General features: G+C 37.7%; 24 protein-coding genes and 1 other annotated feature. Of the genes, 5 read left to right on the top strand and 19 right to left on the bottom strand.

Going from position 1 to position 23421, the window contains the following annotated elements:
• Positions 1–118: 118 nt before the first annotated feature.
• The 4 genes from FR7_RS11195 to ltrA form a co-directional block, all read right to left on the bottom strand.
• Positions 119–760, bottom strand: coding sequence for a cyclase family protein (locus FR7_RS11195; protein ID WP_007934508.1), 642 nt, complete (start codon positions 758–760; stop codon positions 119–121).
• Positions 761–878: 118 nt separating this feature from the next.
• A complete protein-coding gene (locus FR7_RS11190; protein ID WP_007934511.1) occupies positions 879–1094 on the bottom strand; it encodes a hypothetical protein in 216 nt (71 codons plus the stop codon).
• A 105-nt stretch (positions 1095–1199) separates the two neighbouring features.
• Positions 1200–1382: a hypothetical protein gene (locus FR7_RS11185; RefSeq protein WP_007934512.1), complete on the bottom strand. Its 183-nt coding sequence runs from the start codon at positions 1380–1382 to the stop codon at positions 1200–1202.
• A gap of 544 nt (positions 1383–1926) precedes the next feature.
• The gene (gene ltrA, locus FR7_RS11180) at positions 1927–3336 is read right to left on the bottom strand and encodes a group II intron reverse transcriptase/maturase (RefSeq protein ID WP_007934514.1); all 1410 of its coding nucleotides are present in this window, start codon (positions 3334–3336) and stop codon (positions 1927–1929) included.
• Between the two features lie 574 nt (positions 3337–3910).
• Between ltrA and FR7_RS11175 the strand changes: the two genes are divergently transcribed.
• The 3 genes from FR7_RS11175 to FR7_RS11165 all read left to right on the top strand — a co-directional run bounded on the left by FR7_RS11175 (position 3911) and on the right by FR7_RS11165 (position 8728).
• The gene (locus FR7_RS11175; RefSeq protein ID WP_139181573.1) at positions 3911–5455 is read left to right on the top strand and encodes an IS1182 family transposase; all 1545 of its coding nucleotides are present in this window, start codon (positions 3911–3913) and stop codon (positions 5453–5455) included.
• Between the two features lie 642 nt (positions 5456–6097).
• Positions 6098–7078 carry an AEC family transporter gene (locus FR7_RS11170; protein ID WP_237715566.1) on the top strand — a complete coding sequence of 327 codons (981 nt, stop codon included), beginning with the start codon at positions 6098–6100 and terminating at the stop codon, positions 7076–7078.
• A 132-nt stretch (positions 7079–7210) separates the two neighbouring features.
• Positions 7211–7448, top strand: a binding site (T-box leader).
• Positions 7449–7576: 128 nt separating this feature from the next.
• Positions 7577–8728, top strand: coding sequence for a YkvI family membrane protein (locus FR7_RS11165; protein WP_007934528.1), 1152 nt, complete (start codon positions 7577–7579; stop codon positions 8726–8728).
• Positions 8729–8915: 187 nt separating this feature from the next.
• On the opposite strand, the gene FR7_RS11160 is transcribed toward FR7_RS11165, so the two are convergent.
• Positions 8916–10094: an iron-containing alcohol dehydrogenase gene (locus FR7_RS11160; protein WP_007934530.1), complete on the bottom strand. Its 1179-nt coding sequence runs from the start codon at positions 10092–10094 to the stop codon at positions 8916–8918.
• Positions 10095–10577: 483 nt separating this feature from the next.
• Between FR7_RS11160 and FR7_RS11155 the strand changes: the two genes are divergently transcribed.
• On the top strand, positions 10578–10826 hold the full coding sequence (locus FR7_RS11155; protein WP_007934531.1) for a hypothetical protein: 249 nt from the start codon (positions 10578–10580) through the stop codon (positions 10824–10826).
• Between the two features lie 173 nt (positions 10827–10999).
• Here the strand turns inward: FR7_RS11155 and FR7_RS11150 are convergent, their stop codons facing one another.
• Complete coding sequence (locus FR7_RS11150; RefSeq protein WP_007934533.1) at positions 11000–11443, bottom strand: hypothetical protein; 444 nt, start codon at positions 11441–11443, stop codon at positions 11000–11002.
• A 332-nt stretch (positions 11444–11775) separates the two neighbouring features.
• Here FR7_RS11150 and FR7_RS11145 point away from each other — a divergent pair, with 332 nt between their 5' ends.
• Complete coding sequence (locus tag FR7_RS11145) at positions 11776–12033, top strand: DUF1413 domain-containing protein (RefSeq protein ID WP_007934535.1); 258 nt, start codon at positions 11776–11778, stop codon at positions 12031–12033.
• Positions 12034–12185: 152 nt separating this feature from the next.
• Here FR7_RS11145 and ylqF read toward each other — a convergent pair whose 3' ends face one another.
• From ylqF to smc, 13 genes are all read right to left on the bottom strand, one after another.
• The gene (ylqF, locus tag FR7_RS11140; RefSeq protein ID WP_007934537.1) at positions 12186–13046 is read right to left on the bottom strand and encodes a ribosome biogenesis GTPase YlqF; all 861 of its coding nucleotides are present in this window, start codon (positions 13044–13046) and stop codon (positions 12186–12188) included.
• Between the two features lie 58 nt (positions 13047–13104).
• Positions 13105–13632, bottom strand: a complete 528-nt coding sequence (gene lepB / locus FR7_RS11135) for a signal peptidase I (RefSeq protein ID WP_007934539.1) — start codon at positions 13630–13632, stop codon at positions 13105–13107.
• A 56-nt stretch (positions 13633–13688) separates the two neighbouring features.
• A complete protein-coding gene (rplS, locus tag FR7_RS11130; protein ID WP_007934541.1) occupies positions 13689–14030 on the bottom strand; it encodes a 50S ribosomal protein L19 in 342 nt (113 codons plus the stop codon).
• A 135-nt stretch (positions 14031–14165) separates the two neighbouring features.
• Positions 14166–14741 carry an RNA methyltransferase gene (locus FR7_RS11125; protein ID WP_007934542.1) on the bottom strand — a complete coding sequence of 192 codons (576 nt, stop codon included), beginning with the start codon at positions 14739–14741 and terminating at the stop codon, positions 14166–14168.
• Positions 14742–14744: 3 nt separating this feature from the next.
• Positions 14745–15491 (bottom strand): tRNA (guanosine(37)-N1)-methyltransferase TrmD, encoded by a 747-nt coding sequence (trmD, locus tag FR7_RS11120; protein ID WP_007934544.1) that lies wholly within the window; start codon positions 15489–15491, stop codon positions 14745–14747.
• A complete protein-coding gene (gene rimM, locus FR7_RS11115) occupies positions 15481–15993 on the bottom strand; it encodes a ribosome maturation factor RimM (RefSeq protein ID WP_007934546.1) in 513 nt (170 codons plus the stop codon). The genes trmD and rimM overlap by 11 nt, the downstream gene beginning before the upstream one ends.
• 5 nt (positions 15994–15998) lie before the next feature.
• Complete coding sequence (locus FR7_RS11110; protein ID WP_007934553.1) at positions 15999–16406, bottom strand: YlqD family protein; 408 nt, start codon at positions 16404–16406, stop codon at positions 15999–16001.
• Between the two features lie 148 nt (positions 16407–16554).
• Entirely contained in the window at positions 16555–16782 is a 228-nt protein-coding gene (locus FR7_RS11105; protein ID WP_007934558.1) for a KH domain-containing protein, read from the bottom strand.
• Between the two features lie 6 nt (positions 16783–16788).
• Positions 16789–17070 (bottom strand): 30S ribosomal protein S16, encoded by a 282-nt coding sequence (gene rpsP / locus FR7_RS11100; protein WP_007934559.1) that lies wholly within the window; start codon positions 17068–17070, stop codon positions 16789–16791.
• Between the two features lie 36 nt (positions 17071–17106).
• Positions 17107–18456 (bottom strand): signal recognition particle protein, encoded by a 1350-nt coding sequence (ffh, locus tag FR7_RS11095; RefSeq protein WP_007934560.1) that lies wholly within the window; start codon positions 18454–18456, stop codon positions 17107–17109.
• A gap of 1 nt (position 18457) precedes the next feature.
• A complete protein-coding gene (gene ylxM, locus FR7_RS11090; protein ID WP_007934567.1) occupies positions 18458–18802 on the bottom strand; it encodes a YlxM family DNA-binding protein in 345 nt (114 codons plus the stop codon).
• Positions 18803–18898: 96 nt separating this feature from the next.
• Entirely contained in the window at positions 18899–19816 is a 918-nt protein-coding gene (ftsY, locus tag FR7_RS11085; protein ID WP_007934568.1) for a signal recognition particle-docking protein FtsY, read from the bottom strand.
• Between the two features lie 20 nt (positions 19817–19836).
• Positions 19837–23394 (bottom strand): chromosome segregation protein SMC, encoded by a 3558-nt coding sequence (gene smc / locus FR7_RS11080; protein ID WP_007934569.1) that lies wholly within the window; start codon positions 23392–23394, stop codon positions 19837–19839.
• Positions 23395–23421 lie beyond the last annotated feature (27 nt).

The raw sequence follows: 23421 nt of genomic DNA, 5'->3' as shown, positions 1-23421 counted from the left end.
TCATTCCTCGATTTTTTTTGGAAAACTTACGTTAGATAGATCCGATTCTCTTGGATCTATCTCTGCGTCAAAAATCCTCTGCCAGTTATCTTTGATATATAATTGTGACTTGAGTTTGCTATATATTTTCTATGGAAATAGCCCGTACTGGTGAACCATCAGCGTTTTTATGTTTCAGTGGCATAATACTTAAAACAAAATATTCCTCGCTAATGAAATCTAAATTTGTTAGATTCTCAATAATTATGATGTTCTTCATCATTAATATTTTATGAACTGCAAACGTGGTTGATTCTATATCATCAACTGAAATTGCATCAATGCCAATGCCCTTTAAATTAAATTCTGACAACCATTTGGCCGATTCTTCACTCAAAGAAGGAAAGTCTTCATAATACTTTTTATCACCCCAATATTTACTCCATCCTGTTTTTATTATAATGAACTCAACATTTTTTATTTTTTCCTCATAGGACTTTAAACTATCAACATCTATTAATTTCATCTTTCCATCTGAAAAATCGAGAATAGTAGCATTTCCAATAAAATGTTCTATATTTAAGTTATCTAAATAAGATCCATTACTCAACATATGTGCAGGTGCATCTATATGTGTACCTGTATGTGAGTACATAGTTATTTTCGCCTCTTGGAAACCATCATTTTCCAATGTATTTGCTTTTTCAAAAATTGGCTGTTCAGTTCCTGGAAAAACTGGCATATCCGAATGAATAATATGTGTTAAATCAGTTACTTTCATAATACATTACACCTCCTATAATAATTAATACTCTCTCAGAACCCCAACATGTTGCATATCTTAAATTCTTTATTTTTTTTGTTTATTACAATATAATCCTTGAATGAGTTTTTAGTAATTACCGTTGATTCTCACGACTTTTGTAATCTCCAACGATCAAAGTACCGTCACGAGTTTCCCACACTACATCCGGCTTACCGCATAAAGATATCGGATGATTTATTTTCAAAAATTGCTCTAACATATATGGTTTATCGGAGATGTACGAAAGTGCTTTCGTGTGTTTGATATTATTTCCTACACCGGTAGGAATACAAATTTCCTTCTCGCACATTCACAATACCACCATTATATCTTTGTTTAAGCGACAAAAGACTTGTCCATCAATAAAAGATACCCCATAGAGCAGGCTTTTTAAGTGCCTACTCTGGGGTATCTCTTATATTTCTTTATAGATATCATGTCTACCAATTTCTTTTAATTTTTCTTTCGCATCTTCCAAGGTTTCCCCAAGTACTACTCTCTTCATATCGGTTATTGTTATAAAGACATATTCATTGTTGAAATATGCTATTTGTTCACTCTTATCGCTATTTATCCATATAATCAAAGCCCCAGCCATACTATCATCTCCTCTATTTTTGACTATACTTCGGCAAAAGACAATAAATTCCTGCAATATAAAAATCGCAACAGGACAGCCTAACGTTCTTTACATATACTTACATTACTATCATAAAAACCAGCCCCATGTGCGTTCACTTATAGAAGCCAAGGGATCACTACACTTTATTGTCACTAGTGATAGGTATAAAATTCTCTTGTTATCCTCCCCCCGTCCTGTTATGGCTTTCCGCCTTTTCAATGCTTAAAGCGTATGTTCTATACGTTGATTTCTATACATACATTGGATTCAGGGGGGGATCAGCTTGGTGATTGAAATTATTCAAAATTCAATTCTGCTTATGATTACTCCAGCAGCAACCGTCGCACTTATATGGATAATTTGCAAAGTATTTGAAGGTCATTAGACCATCCTTTTATTTTACAGATAACTGAAAACCAATAGCTCTTTATAATAATCGAGTAGGAGCTGAATAATTATTTTATCCGGCGACCTCTCACACCACCGTACGTACCGATCGGTATACGGCGGTTCAATAGAATTAATGTCCTAATGAATATCTTTCACTGATTGATATGAAACCTATTTTCTTTAGATATTCGTTGGTTAGTGCTCTTGAAAGAATTGGGCTATTGGCTGTATGCCAGTAGCTCTTTCTTGTATTGGCATATTCCCATGCTTTGTGCTTGGCAATACCCAACTTCACAAGATTATCATGCTTGGTCTTGATTTTCTTCCATTGCTTCCAGAAGCACATCCTAATCCTTCTTCTGAGCCACTTATCCAACGTTTTCGCAAGTTTATTCATATCTGCCATATTAAAGTAGTTCACCCAGCCGATTATGCACTGTCTGAGCTTCTCCATTCTTTGCTCCATACTCATACTCTTGCTTCTCCCTGTTATCTCTTTAAGCTTTTGCTTAAACTTCTCAACAGGTTTTGGATGCACCCGAATTCCAGTTCCACCTTTTTTGTGGTAGAACGAGAATCCTAAAAATTTCAGTTTCCATGGTCTATCTACTGCACTCTTTTCTTTATTGACTCTAAGCTTTAGCTTTTCTTCAATAAATCGTGTAATACTTGCCATAACTCGCTCTGCTGACTTTTTGCTTTTGACATATATGTTCTCATCATCCGCATAACGACAAAACTTTAAGTCCCTCTGGGCAAGCTCTTTATCCAACTCATTTAACATAACGTTGCTCAAAAGTGGAGACAAGTTGCCCCCTTGAGGGCAACCGACTGCTGTTTCTTCTACCGTTCCATTTATCATGACTCCTGATTGTAAATATTTTCGTATCAGCGATAATACGCGACCATCTTTAATGGTCTCCGATAGCAGGCGCATTAGTTTGTCATGACTTACGGTATCGAAATACTTGGCAAGGTCAATGTCTACAGCCCATTTATAACCTGCATCGATGTATTCCTTACATTTTAATACTGCATCTTTTGCACTTTTGTTAGGTCTGAATCCGTAGCTGGTTTTCGAGAATTTTTGCTCATATATAGGGCTTAGTATTTGAGCTATGGATTGTTGAATTACTCTATCTACTACAGTAGGTATTCCTAGCAATCTTACTCCACCATCTGCTTTTGGTATTTCTACCCTTCTGACAGGTTGTGGTTTATATTTTCCTTCCAGCAGAGACTGTCTGAGCTGCTTGCCATTTTGTTTTAGGAATTGTAATAGTTCATTTACTGTCATTCCATCAACTCCATGACTCCCTTTATTTGCCTTCACCTTTTTATATGCTAAATTCATATTACTTGGGGCAAGGATTTCCTCTAGCAGTCTACTGGCATATTCATTTACATCGTTTCTTCCTTTTCCTGACGTGGATGAAATACTCTGCACTCCTACATTACCTCTAAGTTCCACTCTTATCTCCTGTAGGCAGTCTTCTTTTTGAAGTTGTCTGCTTTCAACGCATTTCATCGTGTCTCTCAAAATTCCAAAACCTCCTATTGTTCAGTCCTTCCCACAGCGTATATATCCGCTATGGTACTATGACCTCTGCTGACTTCTGACAGTTCAGCCATACATCACTGCATGGGTTGCCGTTTCCAAGTCTATGTCCACAGCTTGTCTGTCAGATCTCCCCAGGTAAGAACGCTTACTTTCACTCCATCTATCTGCTACATTTATACCGTCCGCTTCGAATAGTTTAGGGCTTTGTTTTGTTAGGCAAACTCACCCGGCAGACATATGCCTTATATGTAGTTCGTGTTCCTCAGACCAGAGCTTTGCCGCCGACTTCCTTCAGATTCCACCTCGCGGTGGACACCCTTGTCTTAAGCTAACGGTTGGCACTATCAACCCCCGTATCGGACTTGCACCGACTAGTAAGCGCCCATGCTGGGCGCACCTAAGGGGCTGTCGCGCTAAGACAGCCCTAAAAACAAAAGACGGCAGTCAGCAGTAGCTGAAAGCCGTCTTTTGTTGTAAAATCAAGATTGTGAAAAACAAGAAATTACCTTTAAATTATACAGCAGACGGAAATGTATATCAACTGGTATTCCCGATGGACATTGGAGAGATGATCCCGGTAGATGATTCGGTACGGCTACTCAGCGTGGTGTTAGAAAGGATGGATTATAGCAAACTGTACGCCGCGTACTCTCGGATGGGGAGAATCGAGATTTCACCGAGACGTCTATTTAAAATCGTCGTATATGGATATATGAACGGTATCTATTCGAGCCGCAAGCTCGAACAGGCTTGCCGGCGAGACGTCAACTTCATGTATCTCTTAGGTCGGGAGAAAGCACCCAATCACGCCACCATCGCACGCTTTCGCAGCGAGCGACTGCCAGCGGTTATAGACGATCTGTTCTCCCAGCTTGTACGGCTGTTGGAAGAAGCGGGCGAACTGTCGCTCTCAAGTGTATTCATCGACGGAACCAAGCTGGAGGCCAATGCTAACCGCTACAGCTTTGTCTGGAAGAAATCCACGCAAATGAACGAACAGAAGCTACAGGCAAGGATGAAATCAGATCTGCCGACGCTAGCAGCAGAGTTCGGTCTGCGTTTTCATGTTGGTCAGAAAATTAAGGCCAAGGACCTAAAGAAACTGCGCAAACGGCTAAAAGCCCTGCAAGCCGAACGCGGCATTGTCTTTGTTCACGGCAAAGGGCAACGCAAAAGTCCGCTGCAGCGGGCTCTGGAGAAGGTAGAGGACTGCCTTACCCGGCAGAAGCAGTACGACGACTACAATCACAGCTTTGGGGAACGCAACAGCTTTTCCAAGACGGATAGAGATGCGACGTTCATGCGGATGAAAGAGGATCATATGAAAAATGGTCAGCTTAAACCAGGCTACAACGCTACCCTGGCAGTGGACGCCGAATATATTGTAGCCGCCATGATCAGTCAGGAGCGCAGCGACAGCCAAACATTGATCCCGATGCTGGAGACGCTCAAGGGACTGGGGTATACAAAGCCGGTAGCGGACGCGGGTTACGAGAGTGAGGAGAACTACACTTGGTGCGAGAAAAACGGACAATTCGCGTTTATTAAGCCGCGCAACCATGATACAGCCAAGACGAAGAAATACAGGACGAACATCGGCAAACGGGAAAACATGCGCTACGACGCAAACACCGATAGCTATCTATGCCACATGGGTCGGCCCATCCGGGCAGCATATGAGAAAAAGACCAAGTCTAAAGCCGGTTATCCGATTGTAACAACGGTGTACACCTGCTCGGAATGTACTGACTGTCCGCATAAAGCCCAATGCTTCAAAGGAGCAAGCAAGACGCCGCTTGAGCAGCGGAGCAAAAACCTGTATATCTCCAAAACCTTTTTGCGCCAGCGCGAACAAATGCAGGAGCGGATCCAAAGCGAAGAAGGGATCTTGTTGCGCATCAACCGTTCCATTCAGGTAGAGGGGGCTTTTGGGGTGCTCAAACAGGACATGGGCTTCCGGCGGTTTCTGATGAGGGGCAGCGTCAAGGTGAAGATCGAGTTCTTGTTGTTGTGTATGGGGTATAATCTAAACAAACTCCACAACAAAACCCAAAGCAGCCGCTGTGGAAAGTATCTACATATTCCCAAAACGGCCTGACAACCACATACAGACTTTTTCTTAGGGGAAGAGACTTCCTCTATTTCATTATGTCCAAAAATCGCCTGACGGTTTATTTTTCTGTGTTCATCCGCCTGTTTTCTATCTGCTTGCACAAAAAAAGGGGCGCCGCATTACATTTTTTCAAAAAACGTTTTGCGACAGCCCCTTAGCTCTAATTTTGTCAATAATTACCGCTACTTGATACTCACCTCTTCTAATTATCTATCATATAATAAATTAATCGACGACAAAGGAGGGATACATATGGGCCTAGGTTTCGGAGGCGGCCGCAATGGCTTCGGTGGTTCCGGCTGTATTATTATCATAATTATCCTCTTATTATTTTTCTGCTGCAATGACGAGTGTTCTTCTAGTTGTTAATTTCTTTGAACTAATCCACCAAACCGTTTCTCTTGCAACCACGTTCCACCAAGACGTGGTTTATTTTTTTGCCTTATTAAAATTACAGTTAATGTCGTCTAGACATGCATTTGCTGACCTAATTAAATATAAAACTATGGAATGATTGTGTTATTTTTACTAGAATTTCATTCCATTAGCAAAAAGTATATCTAACAAAATAAAGTTTGACTTCCGAGGTAAATACTGACAAAATACATAGATATAGTAATTATTCATATGCAGAAAGGATTTTATATGCCTATTTTTTTTCATATACTGAATCACAATATTACACCGATATTTATATTAATTACCTTAGGTTTTATTTTAAGTAAAAAATTCACTTTAGATATCCCAAGTCTTAGTAAATTGCTATTTTATTTATTAGTACCGTCTTTTATATTTGTTAATCTTTACGAAGCAATTCTTAAAATAGAAATGCTTAAAATCTTCTTTTGCGGAGTATTATTGTTGATTGCCAATGATATTCTAGGACGAATCGTTTCACAAATTCGCAACTACGATGTAGGTATGAAAAATGCCTTTAAAAATTCAATAATGTTTAACAATTCAGGGAATATCGGATTATCTTTAATCATACTCATTTTTTCAAGTGCTCCTTTTGTTGTTGAAGGAAAAACTCCTTATCTTGATGAGGCTATTACTGCACAGCTCATGATACTAGTACTACAAAACATCTCAAGTAATACTATCGGATTTTTCAATGCAGGACGAGCTACAATGACTGTTAAGGATTCTCTTTTGAGAGTTTTTGCAATGCCATCCATTTATGCAATACCCATTGTATTCATATTGAAACATTTTGAATTCGATATGATCCAAACTGCTCTCTGGCCTGCCCTCGTATATCTTAAGAACGGGCTCGTTCCAATCTCATTACTAACACTAGGAGCACAACTTGCTAAAACTACGTTTGATTTCAAAAGTGTCGATGTTCATTTATCTGTATTTACACGGCTTATCATTGGTCCGATATTAGCAGGATTCTTTATATACATTATGGGTTTCCATGGCGTTGTAGCGCAAACCATATTTATTGCATATTCCGTTCCAACGGCTGTCAACACAGCGTTAATCGCTGTCGAATGCGAGAGCTGTCAGGATTTTGCCTCTCAAGCTGTCATGGTGTCAACTATTTTTAGTGCTGTGACACTGACATTAGCTATTTACCTAGCTAGAATTATCTTTCCCTTCTAAAATGTAGTATATTAAAACCACTAATTAAAAGTTACAAATCTTTATTATTACATTGACAAAAGGGCAATAAGTGTAATATTATAATAATCACTTCGTCCTGCAGGCGTGTAATGCTTACTAAAATTTAAATTGATAAAAATAATGATTGGGAAAAAGCAATTCGTATTCTGTTTCAGAGATCCGGTGGCTGGTGAAAACCGGTACAGATATTTATTGCGAAACTCACCCATGAATTCTTTTGCTGAATGTAAGAATTGAACTTATTTAGGTAAAAGCGTGCATCCGCGTTATAGGATATCAGCCGTTGTACTTAATTTGGCTGAATTATGAGCCTAATGTAGGGTGGTACCGCGATATTGTCGCCCCTATTGACGTGTATGTCAATAGGGGCTTTTCTGTGTCCTAAAATTCTTTGATTAGTACCACTTGATAAATCCTAGGCTTATCTCTGGCATGAAATCTTAAGTACTGAAAATAATAAAGGAAGGAACAATAATTATGGAAAATCAGAAATCCAGTTCAATTGGAACATCATTTGCGATGGCAGCCGTGTGGTTTGCAACGCATAGCGGTGGAGGCTTTGCCACCGGCAACCAAGAAGTTAACTATTTTGTAAAATATGGTTGGTACTCAGTTTTTCTCCCATTAATTGCCATGCTGCTTTTAGGCTGGGGTCATCGGAATGCACTTGTCTTAGCTAAAGACTATAAGACTTATGATTATAAAAGCTTCTGTGATGCCCTTTTTCATCCTTATGAAAAATATTTTTCTATCGTCTTTGAGTTGGGATTTATCATGTTGATTATTTGTGGCGTAAGTACTTCAATTGCAGGTTCAGGTGCCCTATTAATGAGTTCCTTGGCAATTCCTTATGGAGTAGGCATAGTAACTGTAGGAACTATTTTACTGTTACTAACTATATTTGGTAGCGAACTAATTGTGAAAGTCTTAAATCTCAAGACTTATTTCATAATCGTTACCCTTCTTATTCTCTGCGTATTAGGTATTCAAATGGGGGCATTTAATTTCCAACACGTTTTGGCTAATCATGAAACATTTGGCACTAGTTTTGGGGACGCAGTTTGGTATATGCTAATCTATATTGGCTTTCAAGCCTTTACAGTACTGCCTATAATCTCTGTCTCTCATAATATTAAAACTACTAAAGACTGCAATAGATTTATGCTATTTGGCACCCTTTTAAATGGCGCTTTTCTGGCAATTATTTGTATCATGCTATTAGGTTTCTCCCCAGAAGTTCTCAACCAGACTCTGCCGGTATATTTTGTGACTACAAAACTTGATTTGCCTTGGCTAAAAATCTTATACAGTGTCATTTTGTTTGTGGCATTGTTAGGTACCGCAATATCTTTGATATTTTCTACAGTTGCTCGTTTTGAGCCTGTATTGATTAAAAGAAATATTTTTAAAAGCTTGAGCACTCGTAGGATTTTCATTTCTCTTGTTACCATTGCTCTATGCACAGGTATCTCTGTATTTGGTTTAACGAATATCGTTGTCAAAGGATATGGTTCTGTTGGTTATATCGGCCTATTCTTTGTCTTACTTCCCGAGATTATTGTCGGCACTATAAAAATAAAAAGAAATGCTAAGTTGCGAATAGAACAGAAGCTGGATAGAGCAGTTTAAAATAAGCGTTCATCCCATGTAACCGCAAAAGCGACTGTCCTGAAACTGGGTATTACAGACCAGACGGAGCATACTATCGATTCTCGTACTACTACGAAACTTGTACTGTTTAATTACCCAACCAGGCATGCCAGAGCAGAAGGCTAATCATTCATTGATTAGCCTTCTGCTCATTTTTGTTTGTAATTTATCGAGCCATGGAATAAATTTTGCCGATATCCTCCATATTGAGAATCTGGAAATTGCCGATGGTTCTGGTATTTTTAAAGCTGCACTTATAAGCCAATTCATGAATCTGCTCGTCTGTTAGCTCAACACCCATTTCCCGGATAGAGGTAGGCATACCGATAAATCGATAAAAATCCTCCATAGCATTGATACCTTCTAAAGCGGTCTTTTCGGGATTACTGAAATCATTGAGCATGCCTAGTACATTCACCGCAAACTGTGCAAAACGCATTGCATTTGTCTTGTATACATAACGCGCCCAACTTCCCCACACTGCTGACAGGCCTGCGCCATGCGCTACATCAAACATGCCGCCTAACTCATGCTCTAATTGATGACACGCCCAGTCACCAACAGAACCGCACCCTGTCAAACCGTTATGAGAAAGACTTCCAGCCCACATGATTTCTGCTCGTGCATCATAATTTTGGGGTTCCTTCATTAGTATCTTTGCATTTCGTATCACGGTCCTCATTAAGCCTTCGCTGATACTATCTGTTACTTCCATACTTCTTTCCATAGTGAAGTAACGCTCCATGGTATGCATCAAGATATCGGTACAACCACTTTCCGTCTGATACTGAGGTAACGTATAGGTTAACTCCGGATTCATAATAGCAAATTTACATCGTGCATAGTCAGTATTACAGCCTCTTTTTAGCCCCCCTTCTTCCTTGGTTATTACAGAGGAATTGCTCATTTCACTACCTGCAGCCGAAATAGTCAAAATGACGCCGATTGGCAGGCAGCCAGTCGCCTGTGCCTTGCCATCATATAAATCCCACACGTCACAGTCATTTGTTATGCCGTAACCGATGGCTTTGGCTGAATCAATAACGCTGCCACCGCCCACAGCTAAAATAAAGTCAACCTTCTCTTTTTTGCACAGTTCAATGCCTTCGTACACTTTAGAAAGCCTGGGATTGGGTACAACTCCACCCAAAGTTACATAATCAATCCCTGCTGCTGTGAGGGAAGCAAAAACGTTATCCAGTAAACCAGATTTTTTAGCACTGCCGCCTCCAAAGTGAACCAACACTTTTTTACAATTCAGGGCTTGAATAAGGCTTCCCGTCTGCATTTGTGCATCCTTACCAAAAATCACTTTAGTAGGGGCATAATATTCGAAATTTTTCATAATTAACACACTCCTATTTTTTTATATTTGGAAAGCAACTATGCTATATTATGAAAGAAACGGTCCTATAACCTCTTTATGTACGTACTGCCATGCGCCAAAAGGTATGGTCATAACAGTTTGAATAGGTTAAACATTCTCTGAAACGACTAAGTTGGCATATCCAGCATCTAACAGGATAAAAATATAGTTATTAATTACAGTTAATTCTCTTTCTAGGTCGCTAATTCCTACTAAAGTTTTACAATTTTCCTGAAATGTAAAACAATGCTCATACTTTAAGTAAATCCAATTATATTATTGTCATTTAAGATGTTTGGGAATATGTACAATTAGTACTAAACGATAATCAATTAGAAGCTATACGTTTACAAAACGTCTAGCACTTACTCAACTGTATTTTTTAGCTTGAAAAATACAGTTTCTAAAGGTATACTAAAGGTAATCCAAAGGTATTTTAAATTTAGAAATGAGTGTGAGCATATGGCAAAAGTATATTACCCCGAAGCAGCGGCTATGGTACCAGCAAGTTCACCCCATCCTCCTAATACTCAATATCGAGTTTCAGTAGGACTTGAAACTTGGGGTGGAGAAAATCATAGAGTAGTAAAAGTCCAGATGGTTTATGATGGGAAAATAGCTGATCGTAGACCTCCATCCTATCCCGTTGGAAATGATGATTATATGCGGGTAACGGAAGTAATACGGAAAATAATTAGCAGAAATTCGTGAAAGGGTGCTTAGCAGCAGCGTTTTTCTTCTTATTGAACATAAGAAAAACGCCCCGTAGGACGTATCTATGAATGAAATAAGATATTTTCCTTTAGTAGCACTCACTCTATAAGTGAGACCCTATTAGACGGCACTTTCCCATTGAATATTATCGCTTAGCATATAGCCAGTAATTAATTAAACCATCTTGTTTGATAAAACAAGATTAACTTTTCTATAATTTCTTCAATATCCATCCCATCTACCGTATAACAAGTAACTGGTCCGTTATCTACATCATCAAATGACATTGTATGACTGGTTGATGTATTAAGGCTAGGCTCCATTTGCTTTGATTTACTGCATATTTCTCTTATTATTCTATGTTCATTTGTAAGATAGACATCATTTGAGAATTGCTCATACTTCGTTTTAGGGACGTTTATATTTCCACTCTTTGTAAAGGGAGCATAGCCTGGTGTTATCCATTCATTTAAATGATTTAACCCCATAATAATAAATAGTAATAGTTCGACACTTTTGTTTTTTTCATTTTTATATTTTATAAAGCTGTTTTTAATGATTGCAAAGAAATGTTCTTCTGAGTTGATATCAATTATTTGGTTATTAACATGCACATATATCCCTCCTTTGCCATTTTAATACATAGTTCGTCAAGGGAGCCTAAATTCCTGCAACGTAATAAATCACTTACTTTTAAGCAGCTCAATATTCTTCCACTATTATATTGTTACGACAAAAGTATACCTACCATGTTTCTGACATTCTGCCAATGCTGAACATTAAATCTCTTATACTTTCCGTACCTTTCACAAATAGTTACGATAATAGGCACTTTTATCAAGCTACAATACTATTGTTTTAATATTTTCTTATGTAAACAAAGGATTATTGCTATATGGTAAAGAATTAAAATAGAATATACAGTAATGAAAGGATGATATTCTTAATGACTCTCCAAGAAGATGAACATATTTTATATATCAAAATCCTATCGGAAATGCGACAAAGGCGTAGCAATGAAGATACTTCTGAATTTTCACTACCTGATCTCTTTTCAGAAGAGGAATGGTTTGAAGTACCTAATTCTTCACGATTGAAACTTGGAAAATTATTCAAACAAAAAGTTGATGAAAATTTGATCCAAAATGTAGTTTTTTCTTATATGAATAAAAAAAATTGGGCCGTCTATAAAATGATCTTTTAATTCTCAACTGCACTGCCTACTTTTTGAGCAATTCTTGAACTGGAAATTCTTTATACAATACAAGATGTGGGTTCCTAAGAAATCATATCTTGTATTATATAAGGAAGAGACTATCTCGATAATTTTGAGATAGTCTCTTCCTTATATTCTTTTCACTGCTTGGGACGATCCAAGGTGAAATTACCTAACTTGCTGCCACGAAATTCATTGAGAATAATACGTCTTGCTTTTTCATAATCAATTAAACCGCCACTGCGTAGACAACCACGACGCGCTCCGATTAGGCCTAATAACTCCGTGGAGTCTTCAGGTAATGGAGAAGATAAATTATATCTTTCAATTAAACGATCACTATAATTCTCACGTAAAAATAGTAACAGCTTTGACATGGCTGTTTCGACATCATAGATATCATCATTGATAGCACCTGTCATTGCTAGTTTAAATCCGACTTCAGGGTCCTCAAATTTGGGCCATAAAACACCCGGTGTGTCTAAAAGCTCCAGATTTTTTCCGATAGTAATCCATTGTTTACCTCGAGTAACGCCTGGTTTATCAGCAGTACGTACTGCTTTTGTACCCAATAAACGATTAATCAACGAAGATTTACCTACATTAGGAATACCTAGAATCATCGCTCGAACTGCTCGTGGATTAACACCTTTTGCTACTAATTTGGCTGCTTTTGCACTGCCTAATTGTTCCACTTGGCTAACTAATGCTTTAGTACCTCTTCCGGTCATAGAATCTATAGTGACCACTTGCAGGCCTTGTGCATGAAAAGTATCTACCCATTGTTTAGTCCATTCCGGTTCCGCCAAATCGATCTTATTTAAGGCTACCACTCTTGGTTTGCCTTCTAAAATTTGATGAATTACCGGATTTGCACTACTTACGGGAATACGAGCATCTAATAATTCAATGACTACGTCAACTAATTTTAGATTTGCCTGAATCATACGCAGGGCTTTTGTCATATGACCAGGGAACCAATTAATATTCAAATTATCCATTATTATCACTCTCTATAACGCTATTTTTCTTCTTCACTTGTGTAAAACCATTATGCAGCTATGGGAGAGTTTTTAATTGATCAATCGGCCAAAATATCATAACCGCTTTTCCTTTTATCATTTCCAGAGGCACAAAACCAACATCACGGAAACGACTATCCTCCGAATTGTTACGATTGTCCCCCATAACAAAGACATGCCCTGCAGGCACAGTAGCCATAGGGTAGGATCCACGGGTTTTTTCTAAAATATAAGTTTCATTCAATAATTGACCATTTAAAAATACACGGCCTTCTTTTATTTCAATAGTATCACCAGCTACCGCAATTACTCTCTTAATAAAATCACGACTTGGGTCTTTAGGATAGCGGAATACTAATACATCACCTTTTTCAGGTGCTTTAAAGCGATAAATGAATTTATTCACTACTAATCTCTCACTATTTACCAGTGTCGGGCGCATAGAAGGACCTTCGACCATATAGAGCTCAACGATAAAATAGCGAATAAAAAACGCTAATACGACAGCAATAAGTATCGAAACTATCCAATCTTTTACCTCTTCACCTAAATTAGTATTACTCATGATTAATCCTCCTTCGCAAATGAAGAAAAGGGACTGAAAACAGTCCCAAATAAAAACTACCGTCTTTCTTTAATACGAGCTGCTTTACCTTTAAGTTTACGCAGATAGTATAATTTTGCACGGCGTACGATACCTTTACGTACTACTTCAATTTTTTCCAAACGTGGAGAATGTACAGGGAAAGTACGTTCTACCCCGATGTTATAAGAAACACGTCTAACGGTGAAAGTTTCCCGGATACCACCATTATTTCTGGCAATAACAACACCTTCAAACAATTGGACACGTTCACGGGTACCCTCAACAACCTTAACGTGGACTCGTACAGTATCTCCCGGTTTAAAATCCGGAATATCCTGACGTAATTGTTCTTGTTCTAATGCTTGAATCATATTCATATCTATTTTTCCTCCTTATCCTAGACGTTCATGCCAATCGACTATTACATTGTGCAGAGGACCGTCCGTCACACCTTAAAAATTATAACATACCAATACTATAAACTCAAGCAGATTATAAGGTTATAGTATATATTATGATTCCCACCATTTCTCACCTAATAATCGATCCAAAATAATCGCGACTGCAGCTCTTACTGGCAAGTGATTATAATCACCGGGACCATAAATGGGTTCTAATGTAAAATCAAACTTTTCCATTACAGACTTTTCAATCCCCCAGCCAGTACCAAATAAAATGAGATAAGGACGGTCTGCCAGTTCAATCTGCTTCCGCATCTTCTTATACGATATGGTATTGGGAAATGTACGGGCATCAGTAGTAATAATAAACGGTTTTACACCTTCAGACTCTGCAATGTATTCTACAGCACTTTGAATATCAGTCTTAATTTCTAGAACACGAAACGCTTCACGACGATCGGGATTATATTCGCCACCATAACCATGCTGCCAGTAATCCATAATCTCTCGTGCTAACATTGTTTGGCTTTCATGTGGATGGATAATAAAATATTTCTTTATATCATAGGTTCGTGAAGTGCGAGCAATGTCATGAATATCAAAATTAGTAATGGCCGTAGTAATAATTTCATTATTTTTATTGTATATAGGATGGTGTACCAAGCCGAGATAAATTGGTAAAGCCATATATTAGTCTCCAGTCTGCTCAGCTATGATTTCTGCTAATAATTTAGCATCATCTGGGCTTAACTCTTTATTTTTCAACAACTCGGGTCTACGTTCAAGAGTATTTTTTAGCGCTTGTTTATTACGCCATCTCTTAATTTTTGCATGATCCCCTGATAATAATACCTCAGGAGCTACCATTCCTTCAAAATCCCGTGGACGAGTATATTGGGGATATTCCAGCAAACCATTATAAAAAGAATCTTGGAGAGCTGAGCTGCTAGATCCAAGCACACCTGGTAACATTCTAGCTACTGAATCAACAATTACCATCGCTGGCAATTCTCCACCAGTTAATACGTAATCACCAATGGATATGCTTTCATCAACTAAGTGCAAGCGTACTCGCTCATCAATTCCCTCATAATGCCCGCATAATAAAATAAGTTGCTCATAGCCAGCTAATTCTTTAACTTTTTCTTGATCCAGTCTATAGCCTCCTGGACACATTAGAATCACTCGCCGATTGGTGATATTAGTTGAGGTAATGATATTCTCCACGGCTCGAAAGATGGGATCTGGCTTCATTACCATACCCGCTCCTCCACCGAAAGGATAGTCATCAACAATATTGTGTTTATTAAAAGCAAAATCACGAGGATTTGTTACATTAATCTTTAATACATCAGCTTCTTGCGCTCGTTTTAATATACTATATCCCAAAGGACCAGTAAACATTTCAGGAAATAAAGAAACAATGTCAATCTGCATCGCTTTCCCATACTTCCTGTAATTTTACAATCATTTTTCCATCTGGGATATCAATTTTTAAAACAACTGTTTTTAGTGCTGGAATTAGTAACGGCTTTTTATCTTTTTGCTCAACAATGTATACATCATTACTACCTGTTTCCAAAACATCTGTAACTTTTCCCAGATATTCATTTTCTTCCGTAAACACTTCTAAACCAACAATATCAAAGATATAATAATGTCCCGTAGGTAACGGAACTAAATCCTTATGCTCTATTTGGATTAGTTTTCCTCGTAAATGTTCTATTGCATTTCGATCATTCATATCACGAAATTTCAATAAAACAAACTGTTGGTGATATCTGACACTTTCAATTGGTAAATTCGTTCCATCATCAAGCTCTGCACTTTTCAATTCACGAAATCGCTCAGGAAAATCGGTAAGCGGCATAACACGAACTTCACCACGCACTCCTTGAGGAGCAATAATTTTCCCAATAACTATCATATTATCATTCATAATGATTAGTTTCTAAAAGCGATAACTTTGCCATCTTCTAGCAAAATTTCAGCATTCATATATGTATGTAAGTCATCGCCTACTTTTACCGTAACGATTTGTTCTAAAGTTCCTTGAGAAATTTCTGCACCAAGTTCTAATTTGGCTGTTTCTTTTAGTTTCTCCGTCATATGATTTTTAAATTCAAGACGTTTTTGTGTTTCACCATCAATTTGCTGTCGAAGTGCAGTCAGTCCTTGAGCATCTTGCTTTGCTTGTTCACTCATCATACGTTTTGCATGAAATTCAATCTGTTGTAGTTCTACGTCAGCCTTGCGAATATTTTCTTGAATTTCAGCAGCTAGGTTCTTTTTGAGCTGCTCTGTAACTTTAGCTTTAATCGTGACTGGACATTTTAACGTAATACTATCCATGTGTGCTCACTCTCCTAATGTTGTTGGAAAAGGCTCATCTGCAATGCTACGCTGAAGAAATGTATTTTACTACACAGTACTTCTATACGCAACTTGCATCTGAACCTTTTCTAATAGTTTGTATCATTTAATAGTGTAATTATACATATTAAATGATTTCTATCATTATTTTCTTATTTTCACGAGTAGCTGCAGCTTTGACAACAGTACGCATTGCTTTAGCGATACGTCCCTGCTTGCCAATCACTTTCCCCATATCTTCAGGGGCTACATGCAACTCATAAATAGTGGTATCAGCATCGACAGACTCTGTGACACTCACTTGTTCCTGATTTTTAACTAACGCTTTGGCGATAACCCCAACTAATGTTTTCATAGTTCATTACGCCTCTTTCTTCGTACGCTTTAGTTCATCCCATTTTTTCATAATACCAGCTTTGCTGAAAAGAGCTTTAACGGTATCAGTAGGTTGCGCACCTTTTTGCATCCAACTGATGGCTTTATCTTCATCAATTTTAACAATTGCAGGTTCAACAGTGGAATCATAATGTCCTAAAGTCTCAATAGAACGTCCATCACGAGGAGCACGAGAATCAGCCACAACTACACGGTAGAAAGGGTTTTTCTTCGCACCCATACGCATTAAACGAATTTTTACTGCCACAAAAATCACCTCCTTCATAGAATATCCATTTTTTAATTATTTCATAAAGGGTAATTTAAAACCACCAAAAGATTTTTTACCACTTTTCTGCATATCTTGAAAACGTTTCATCATTTTTTTTGCTTCCGCAAATTGTTTGAGTAATTTATTGACATCTTGCACCCTAGTGCCACTACCCATGGCAATACGCTTACGACGACTGCCATTTATAAGCGAAGCGTCGCGTCTTTCTTTCTTAGTCATCGAACGTATGATAGCTTCTGTACGTGTTAGTTCTTTTTCATCAATTTCAACATCTTTTAATTTTTTCAAATCGCCCATGCCAGGTAACATACCTAGGATTTGGTCTAAAGGACCTAGCTTGCGTACTTGCTGTAATTGGCTTAAGAAATCATCTAAATTAAAATCATCTTTACGCAACTTCTTTTCCATCTCTTTGGCTTGTTCCAAATCAATAGAAGTGCCAGCCTTTTCGATTAAGCTAAGGACATCCCCCATCCCCAAGATACGTGATGCCATACGATCTGGATGAAAGATTTCAAGAGCATCTAATTTTTCACCCATACCCGTAAATTTAATTGGACAGCCGGTAACGGCTTTAATGGATAATGCTGCGCCACCACGGGCATCACCATCTAATTTAGTAAGAATCACACCATCTAATCCTAAATCCTTATTAAAAGACTCTGCCACTGTAACAGAGTCTTGCCCTGTCATAGCATCCACTACTAATAAGATTTCATGTGGCTTTACTTTTGTTTTGATTGATTTTAATTCCTGCATTAAGTCTTCATTAATGTGTAAACGACCAGCAGTATCAATAATCACTGTATCTCTAGCATAAGAAGTGGCATATTCGACTGCTTTTTGTGCAATCAGCACCGCATCTTTGCATTCATCCACCGTAAAGACAGGTATATCCAATTGTCCGCCTAGAACTTGCAATTGTTTTATAGCAGCAGGGCGGTATATATCCGCAGCTACTAATAAAGGTCGTTTGCTTTGCTTTTTAAGTAAGTGAGCTAATTTACCTGCAGTGGTTGTCTTACCAGCACCTTGTAACCCAACAAGCATAATGATCGTCGGAGGACGTGAAGAAACCGTAATGCGGCTTTGCGTACCACCCATAAGAGCAGTCAGTTCATCATTAACTATTTTTACTACAAATTGGGCAGGTGTTAGGCTTTGCATCACTTCTTGTCCAATTGCTTTTTCTTTTATTTTCGCGATAAAATCTTTAACAACTTTAAAGTTAACATCGGCCTCTAATAAAGCCATTCGGACTTCACGCATTGCCTCATTAATATCTGTTTCCGATAACTTACCTTTACCCCGCAGTTTCTTAAACGTTTCTTGTAACTTGTCGGCTAACCCTTCAAAAACCATGCTACACCTCTTTTGAATAGTCTAATAAACAATTCAATTCTTGTAGTGCCAAACGTAACGCAGGTACTTGCTGTACTTCTTTTGGCAACTCATGCATCAATTCATATATATGTTGTATAGTCTGTTGTTCACGTTGGTGTTTTTCAACAAACTTAAGTTTTTCTTCATATTCTATAAGCACCTGTTCAGCCCTTTTTAAAATATCATGGACTGCTTGTCTTGTTACCCCTAATTCATCAGCAATTTCAGCCAGCGATAAATCATTTAGGTGATGCATTTCTATAGCAAGTTGTTGTTTCTTAGTCAACAAAGCACCATAAAAATCAAATAATAAAATAATACGCAATATTTTATCTAACAGTTCTTATCACCTCTTGTCTGACAAGGGAAAATACTTTACAGATCATATTATAAAATAAAATGTATTTAGTGTCAAGTGTTTTTACTTGTCACCAAATAATGCCTCTGCAAATTCCTGAGGCACGAAAGGCCGCAAGTCACCGGCGCCTTCTCCTACTCCAATCCATTTTACAGGTACATTCAGCTCAGACTTAATCGCAATGACTACTCCGCCTTTTGCAGTACCATCTAGCTTAGTAAGTACAATTCCTGTCAAAGGTATTGCTTCTCCAAATAGTTTTGCTTGATTAATAGCATTTTGCCCCGTTGTTGCATCCAAGACTAGCAGGGTTTCATGAGGAGCATCGGGAATCTCACGGCTGGTTACGCGTCCGATTTTTTTTAATTCTTCCATTAAATTCGATTTTGTATGTAGTCTTCCAGCTGTATCAATAATAACAATATCAGCTTTCTTAGCTCTAGCGGATTGCACTGCGTCAAAAGCTACCGCAGCAGGATCAGAACCTTCCTTATGCTTAATGATTTCAGAACCCGTTCTCGTTCCCCATATTTCTAACTGATCAATAGCAGCTGCACGAAAAGTATCCGCTGCTGCCAATATTACTTTATACCCCTGTTCTTTATAATATTGACCTAACTTTCCTATCGTTGTCGTCTTACCTACGCCATTCACACCAACAACAACAATTACAGTAGGAGGAGCAGCAGCAAGTTTGATCTCATTACTATCTTCTGTCAGCATTTCGCTGATTTTATTTTGTAAAAAAGGTTTTAAATCCTCAGGACCATTAATATCTTTACTCTTGATGCCTTTTTTGATATCAGTCATTAATTTGGCAGTTGTATGCACACCCACATCCGCCGATAATAATACAGCCTCCAAATCGTCAAGAAACTCATCATCAATGGTTGCATAACCAACCACCAATTGTTCAATCTTCTCCGTGAAATTCTTTCTAGTCTTTTCTAAACCAGCTTTTAACTTACCGAAAAAACCCATATTATTTACCTCCAGTTTAACTACTTTATTTCATCTGTTAATTTAACAGAAACTAAACGTGATATACCTGATTGTTCCATCGTAATTCCATGTATAATATCAGCAGCCTCCATTGTCCCCTTGCGGTGAGTAACAACGATGAATTGAGTATGGCGAGCATAATCACGTAAAAACTCACGTAATCGATCGATATTTGCTTCATCTAGAGGTGCGTCGATTTCATCTACCACAATAAATGGAGCAGGACGATAAGCTAAGAAAGAAAATAAGAGAGCAATCACCGTAAGAGCTCGTTCACCGCCTGATAGTAATATTAAGTTCTGCATTTTTTTCCCGGGTGGCTGTACGCTAATTTCTATACCTGTATGTAAAATATTATCAGGGTCAACTAATTTTAATTGAGCTTGTCCACCACCAAACAAACGAGAAAAAATATCGCAGAAATGTTCATTAATTTTGGTAAAAGCGATTAAAAATTTAGTTGACATTGTTTTGTCAATATCGGCAATAATCGAGGCCAAGTATTCTTTAGCAGACGTTAAATCTTGAAATTGGTTTTTAAGAAAATCACATCGCTCTTGTAAACGAATATAATCTTCTACTGCACCATGATTCACTGGCCCTAGTATCATAAGTTCTTTTTCTAAGTTTTTTATTAACTTATTTATAGAATCCAAGCTTTCAGTACGGCAAAGTTCTTTTGCCTGATCAATCGTAAGGCAGAACTTTTGCTCTAGCTGTTCTAAACAGCGTGTAACTTCAAAACTATATTTAGTTGCCAAAAGTTCACTCTCATGTAGACGAGTTTGTACTTCATGGTGGTTACGCCTCAAATCTTTTAGTTCTTTTTCCAGTTGTTGCATTTCTACCAATAAATTAAGCTTTATTCCATAATGATTTTTATTATGTTGCTCATAGTTGATTTTCTCTTCTGTGAGCGTTTTAAATTTCGAAGAAGTATCAGATAATTCTTGACTGGACTGTAATATTTGCGCTGCAATGTCAGTACGTTCTGCAAACAATTGTTGAAGCTGCTCTTGTAGTAATTGCTTAGCTTGTTCTGCTTGCTCACAATTAGCAACAAACCCAGCAATTTCTTGCTGCACTGTTGTAATGTTAATTTTAAGATCGGTTAGGCTCTCCTGCAATATATCTTTGGAAGCTTGCAACTCTTTACATTTTTGCTGTTCTAGGGCAATCGTCTGCTTGTGCTGACCATCACGGTTTTCTAAAGAAACAATCCTTGCTTTACACTGAGATAAAGTAACCTCTAACTGTTCTTTTTCTCGTGAGCATGCAGCTCTATCAGTATTAATAGTAGTAATTGCTAAAGTGACCCGCTTTATATCAAATTGCATTTTATCTGTATGAACCGTAATTTCAGCTTGACGAACATCCATCTGCTGGCGCTGTTCCTGAATCGCAGCCAGCTCATAATTGATATTTTGCACCTCAGCTCTAACATTTATTACCTTTTCCTGTATTGCCTCGAAACTCTTTCGCCCTTCATCTAATTTTAACTTAATGGCAGCAATTTCATTATTACGCCCTAAAAAACTAGTTTCTCGCTTACCCGTGCTGCCACCTGTCATTGAACCCCCTGGATTTAATACTTCTCCATCTAATGTAACGATTTTTACGGAAAAACCAGATTGATTGGCAATGGTAAGAGCAATGTCAACGTCCTTTGCAATAATCGTACGTCCCAGTAAAAATTCAATTACTTTGCGATAACGTGAATCACAAGTTACAAGATCAGCAGCAAATCCTAATGAGCCCTTCATTTTAGCAGCAGTTATTTCTGTATCTCTAGGTTTAAAAGGTTTAATCGTATTTAAGGGCAAAAAGGTAGCTCTTCCTAAGCGCTCCGTCTTTAGAAAATGCATGGCTTCTTTAGCGATATCGGAATCCTCCGTAATAATGTATTGTAACGCCCCACCTAATGCAATTTCAATAGCCATAACATATTCATCAGGCACGGTAATCGTTTGCGCCACTGCACCCCAAATTCCTTTCTGCCAAGGAGCGTTACTTTTTAGAATGCTTTTTATTCCACGAGCAAAGCCTTCATAGTCATTTTGCATATTCGATAAAATTTTGAACCGAGATTGTAGTTCGTTTACCTGTCTAGTCAATTGTTGTTCTTGATGCAAGAATTGTTGTAAGGTATCCTCAGTACTTTTTTTCTTGATATGCAAGGCGTTATTTTCTTGATTTAATTGTGTAATCTTAACTTGTATTGCCTCTTGCTCTGCTAAGAGAGATGTATATGCTGATTCTGCTTGCTGTAACTGAGTCTGGTAATCCTGATATTCTTGATCAAAGCTACGTTCCCGGGTTTCGCTTCTTACAATATCATTTTTAATTGTCACAAGTCTATTTCGTTCTTCAACAATTTCTTGTAAAAATGTAAGAGTTTTGTCTTTACTAGATTCTAACTGCTTTTCTGCTTGTTCTAAATTAGTAACTACATTTTGATAGAGCACATTTTTGTCAATTAAGATTTGTTGCAGATTTTCTGTGAACTTTTTTTTCTCAATTAGAATTTCATTCACTTCACTATTTTTTTTCTCAAGTTCATCTTTTTGTTTTCCGACACGGATTTCTTCATCTCTTATGCGCTCTTGATTACGTTTTCCCTGACTGATTCGTTCTTCCAGTACAGCAACCTTACCACGAATTCTTTCTAGTTCTGTTTCTGCCTCATTTATAAAAGTCGTATAAGAAATAAGTTTTTCTTCTACTTGTATTAACTCAGTTGCCAATTTTTCTTTATCAGTTTCTTTTAAATTCAAATTTGTACTCACAGTAAGTTCATTTTCTGTTAAATGCTCTTTCTGCAAGTTGGCACTTTCTATTATTTTCTCAGACTTGTCTAATGTGCTAAGTAGTAATGTCACTTGACAAGATGTTAGTTCGGTCTTAAGGGTATTATACTGCTTTGTCTTTTCAGCACTTTCTCTAAGTGGAACAAGTTGATCTTCAATTTCATTTGTAATATCGGATACTCGAATGAGATTTTGAGTAGTATCTTCTAATTTCCGCATTGCATCTTTTTTTCGTTGTTTGTATTTGGAGATACCAGCTGATTCTTCAAATAATAAACGCCGTTCTTCTGGCTTGCTATTTAAAACTTCATCGACTTTATTTTGTCCAATGACAGTCATCGCATCCCTGCCTAGGCCTGTATCAGCTAATAATTCATATATGTCTTTTAATCGGCATGCTGCTTTATTGATGAAATATTCACTATCACCAGATCGGAAGACTCGCCTAGTAATGATAACTTCACTAAAATCTAAGGGTAGAGTACCATCACTGTTATCAAAAATTACAGAAACTTCAGCTGCACCTAAAGGTCTGCGACCTAAACTACCCGAAAATATTACATCTTCCATTTTTGTGCTGCGTAAATTGCGAACACTTTGTTCACCAAGAACCCAGCGTATGGCATCGGAAATATTACTTTTTCCGCTGCCATTTGGACCTACAATAGCAGTAATGCCATTGCCAAATTCTATTTCTGTTTTATCTGCAAAAGATTTAAACCCATATGCTTCAAGTCTACGTAACAGCAAACTAAATCACCACACAATATTATTATA

It is taken from the genome of Pelosinus fermentans DSM 17108 (assembly GCF_000271485.2).
Classification (GTDB): domain Bacteria; phylum Bacillota; class Negativicutes; order DSM-13327; family DSM-13327; genus Pelosinus; species Pelosinus fermentans.
This window is presented reverse-complemented; position numbering and strand designations above follow the sequence as displayed.

What these genes read in the sequence shown, in the direction of transcription:
- FR7_RS11195 (WP_007934508.1), bottom strand. Translation starts at nt 760, where the DNA reads ATGAAAGTAACTGATTTAACACATATTATTCATTCGGATATGCCAGTT.
- FR7_RS11190 (WP_007934511.1), bottom strand. Translation starts at nt 1,094, where the DNA reads ATGTGCGAGAAGGAAATTTGTATTCCTACCGGTGTAGGAAATAATATC.
- FR7_RS11185 (WP_007934512.1), bottom strand. Translation starts at nt 1,382, where the DNA reads ATGGCTGGGGCTTTGATTATATGGATAAATAGCGATAAGAGTGAACAA.
- FR7_RS11175 (WP_139181573.1), top strand. Translation starts at nt 3,911, where the DNA reads ATGGACATTGGAGAGATGATCCCGGTAGATGATTCGGTACGGCTACTC.
- FR7_RS11170 (WP_237715566.1), top strand. Translation starts at nt 6,098, where the DNA reads ATGCAGAAAGGATTTTATATGCCTATTTTTTTTCATATACTGAATCAC.
- FR7_RS11165 (WP_007934528.1), top strand. Translation starts at nt 7,577, where the DNA reads ATGGAAAATCAGAAATCCAGTTCAATTGGAACATCATTTGCGATGGCA.
- FR7_RS11160 (WP_007934530.1), bottom strand. Translation starts at nt 10,094, where the DNA reads ATGAAAAATTTCGAATATTATGCCCCTACTAAAGTGATTTTTGGTAAG.
- FR7_RS11155 (WP_007934531.1), top strand. Translation starts at nt 10,578, where the DNA reads ATGGCAAAAGTATATTACCCCGAAGCAGCGGCTATGGTACCAGCAAGT.
- FR7_RS11145 (WP_007934535.1), top strand. Translation starts at nt 11,776, where the DNA reads ATGACTCTCCAAGAAGATGAACATATTTTATATATCAAAATCCTATCG.
- ylqF (WP_007934537.1), bottom strand. Translation starts at nt 13,046, where the DNA reads ATGGATAATTTGAATATTAATTGGTTCCCTGGTCATATGACAAAAGCC.
- lepB (WP_007934539.1), bottom strand. Translation starts at nt 13,632, where the DNA reads ATGAGTAATACTAATTTAGGTGAAGAGGTAAAAGATTGGATAGTTTCG.
- rplS (WP_007934541.1), bottom strand. Translation starts at nt 14,030, where the DNA reads ATGAATATGATTCAAGCATTAGAACAAGAACAATTACGTCAGGATATT.
- FR7_RS11125 (WP_007934542.1), bottom strand. Translation starts at nt 14,741, where the DNA reads ATGGCTTTACCAATTTATCTCGGCTTGGTACACCATCCTATATACAAT.
- trmD (WP_007934544.1), bottom strand. Translation starts at nt 15,491, where the DNA reads ATGCAGATTGACATTGTTTCTTTATTTCCTGAAATGTTTACTGGTCCT.
- rimM (WP_007934546.1), bottom strand. Translation starts at nt 15,993, where the DNA reads ATGAATGATAATATGATAGTTATTGGGAAAATTATTGCTCCTCAAGGA.
- FR7_RS11110 (WP_007934553.1), bottom strand. Translation starts at nt 16,406, where the DNA reads ATGGATAGTATTACGTTAAAATGTCCAGTCACGATTAAAGCTAAAGTT.
- FR7_RS11105 (WP_007934558.1), bottom strand. Translation starts at nt 16,782, where the DNA reads ATGAAAACATTAGTTGGGGTTATCGCCAAAGCGTTAGTTAAAAATCAG.
- ffh (WP_007934560.1), bottom strand. Translation starts at nt 18,456, where the DNA reads ATGGTTTTTGAAGGGTTAGCCGACAAGTTACAAGAAACGTTTAAGAAA.
- ftsY (WP_007934568.1), bottom strand. Translation starts at nt 19,816, where the DNA reads ATGGGTTTTTTCGGTAAGTTAAAAGCTGGTTTAGAAAAGACTAGAAAG.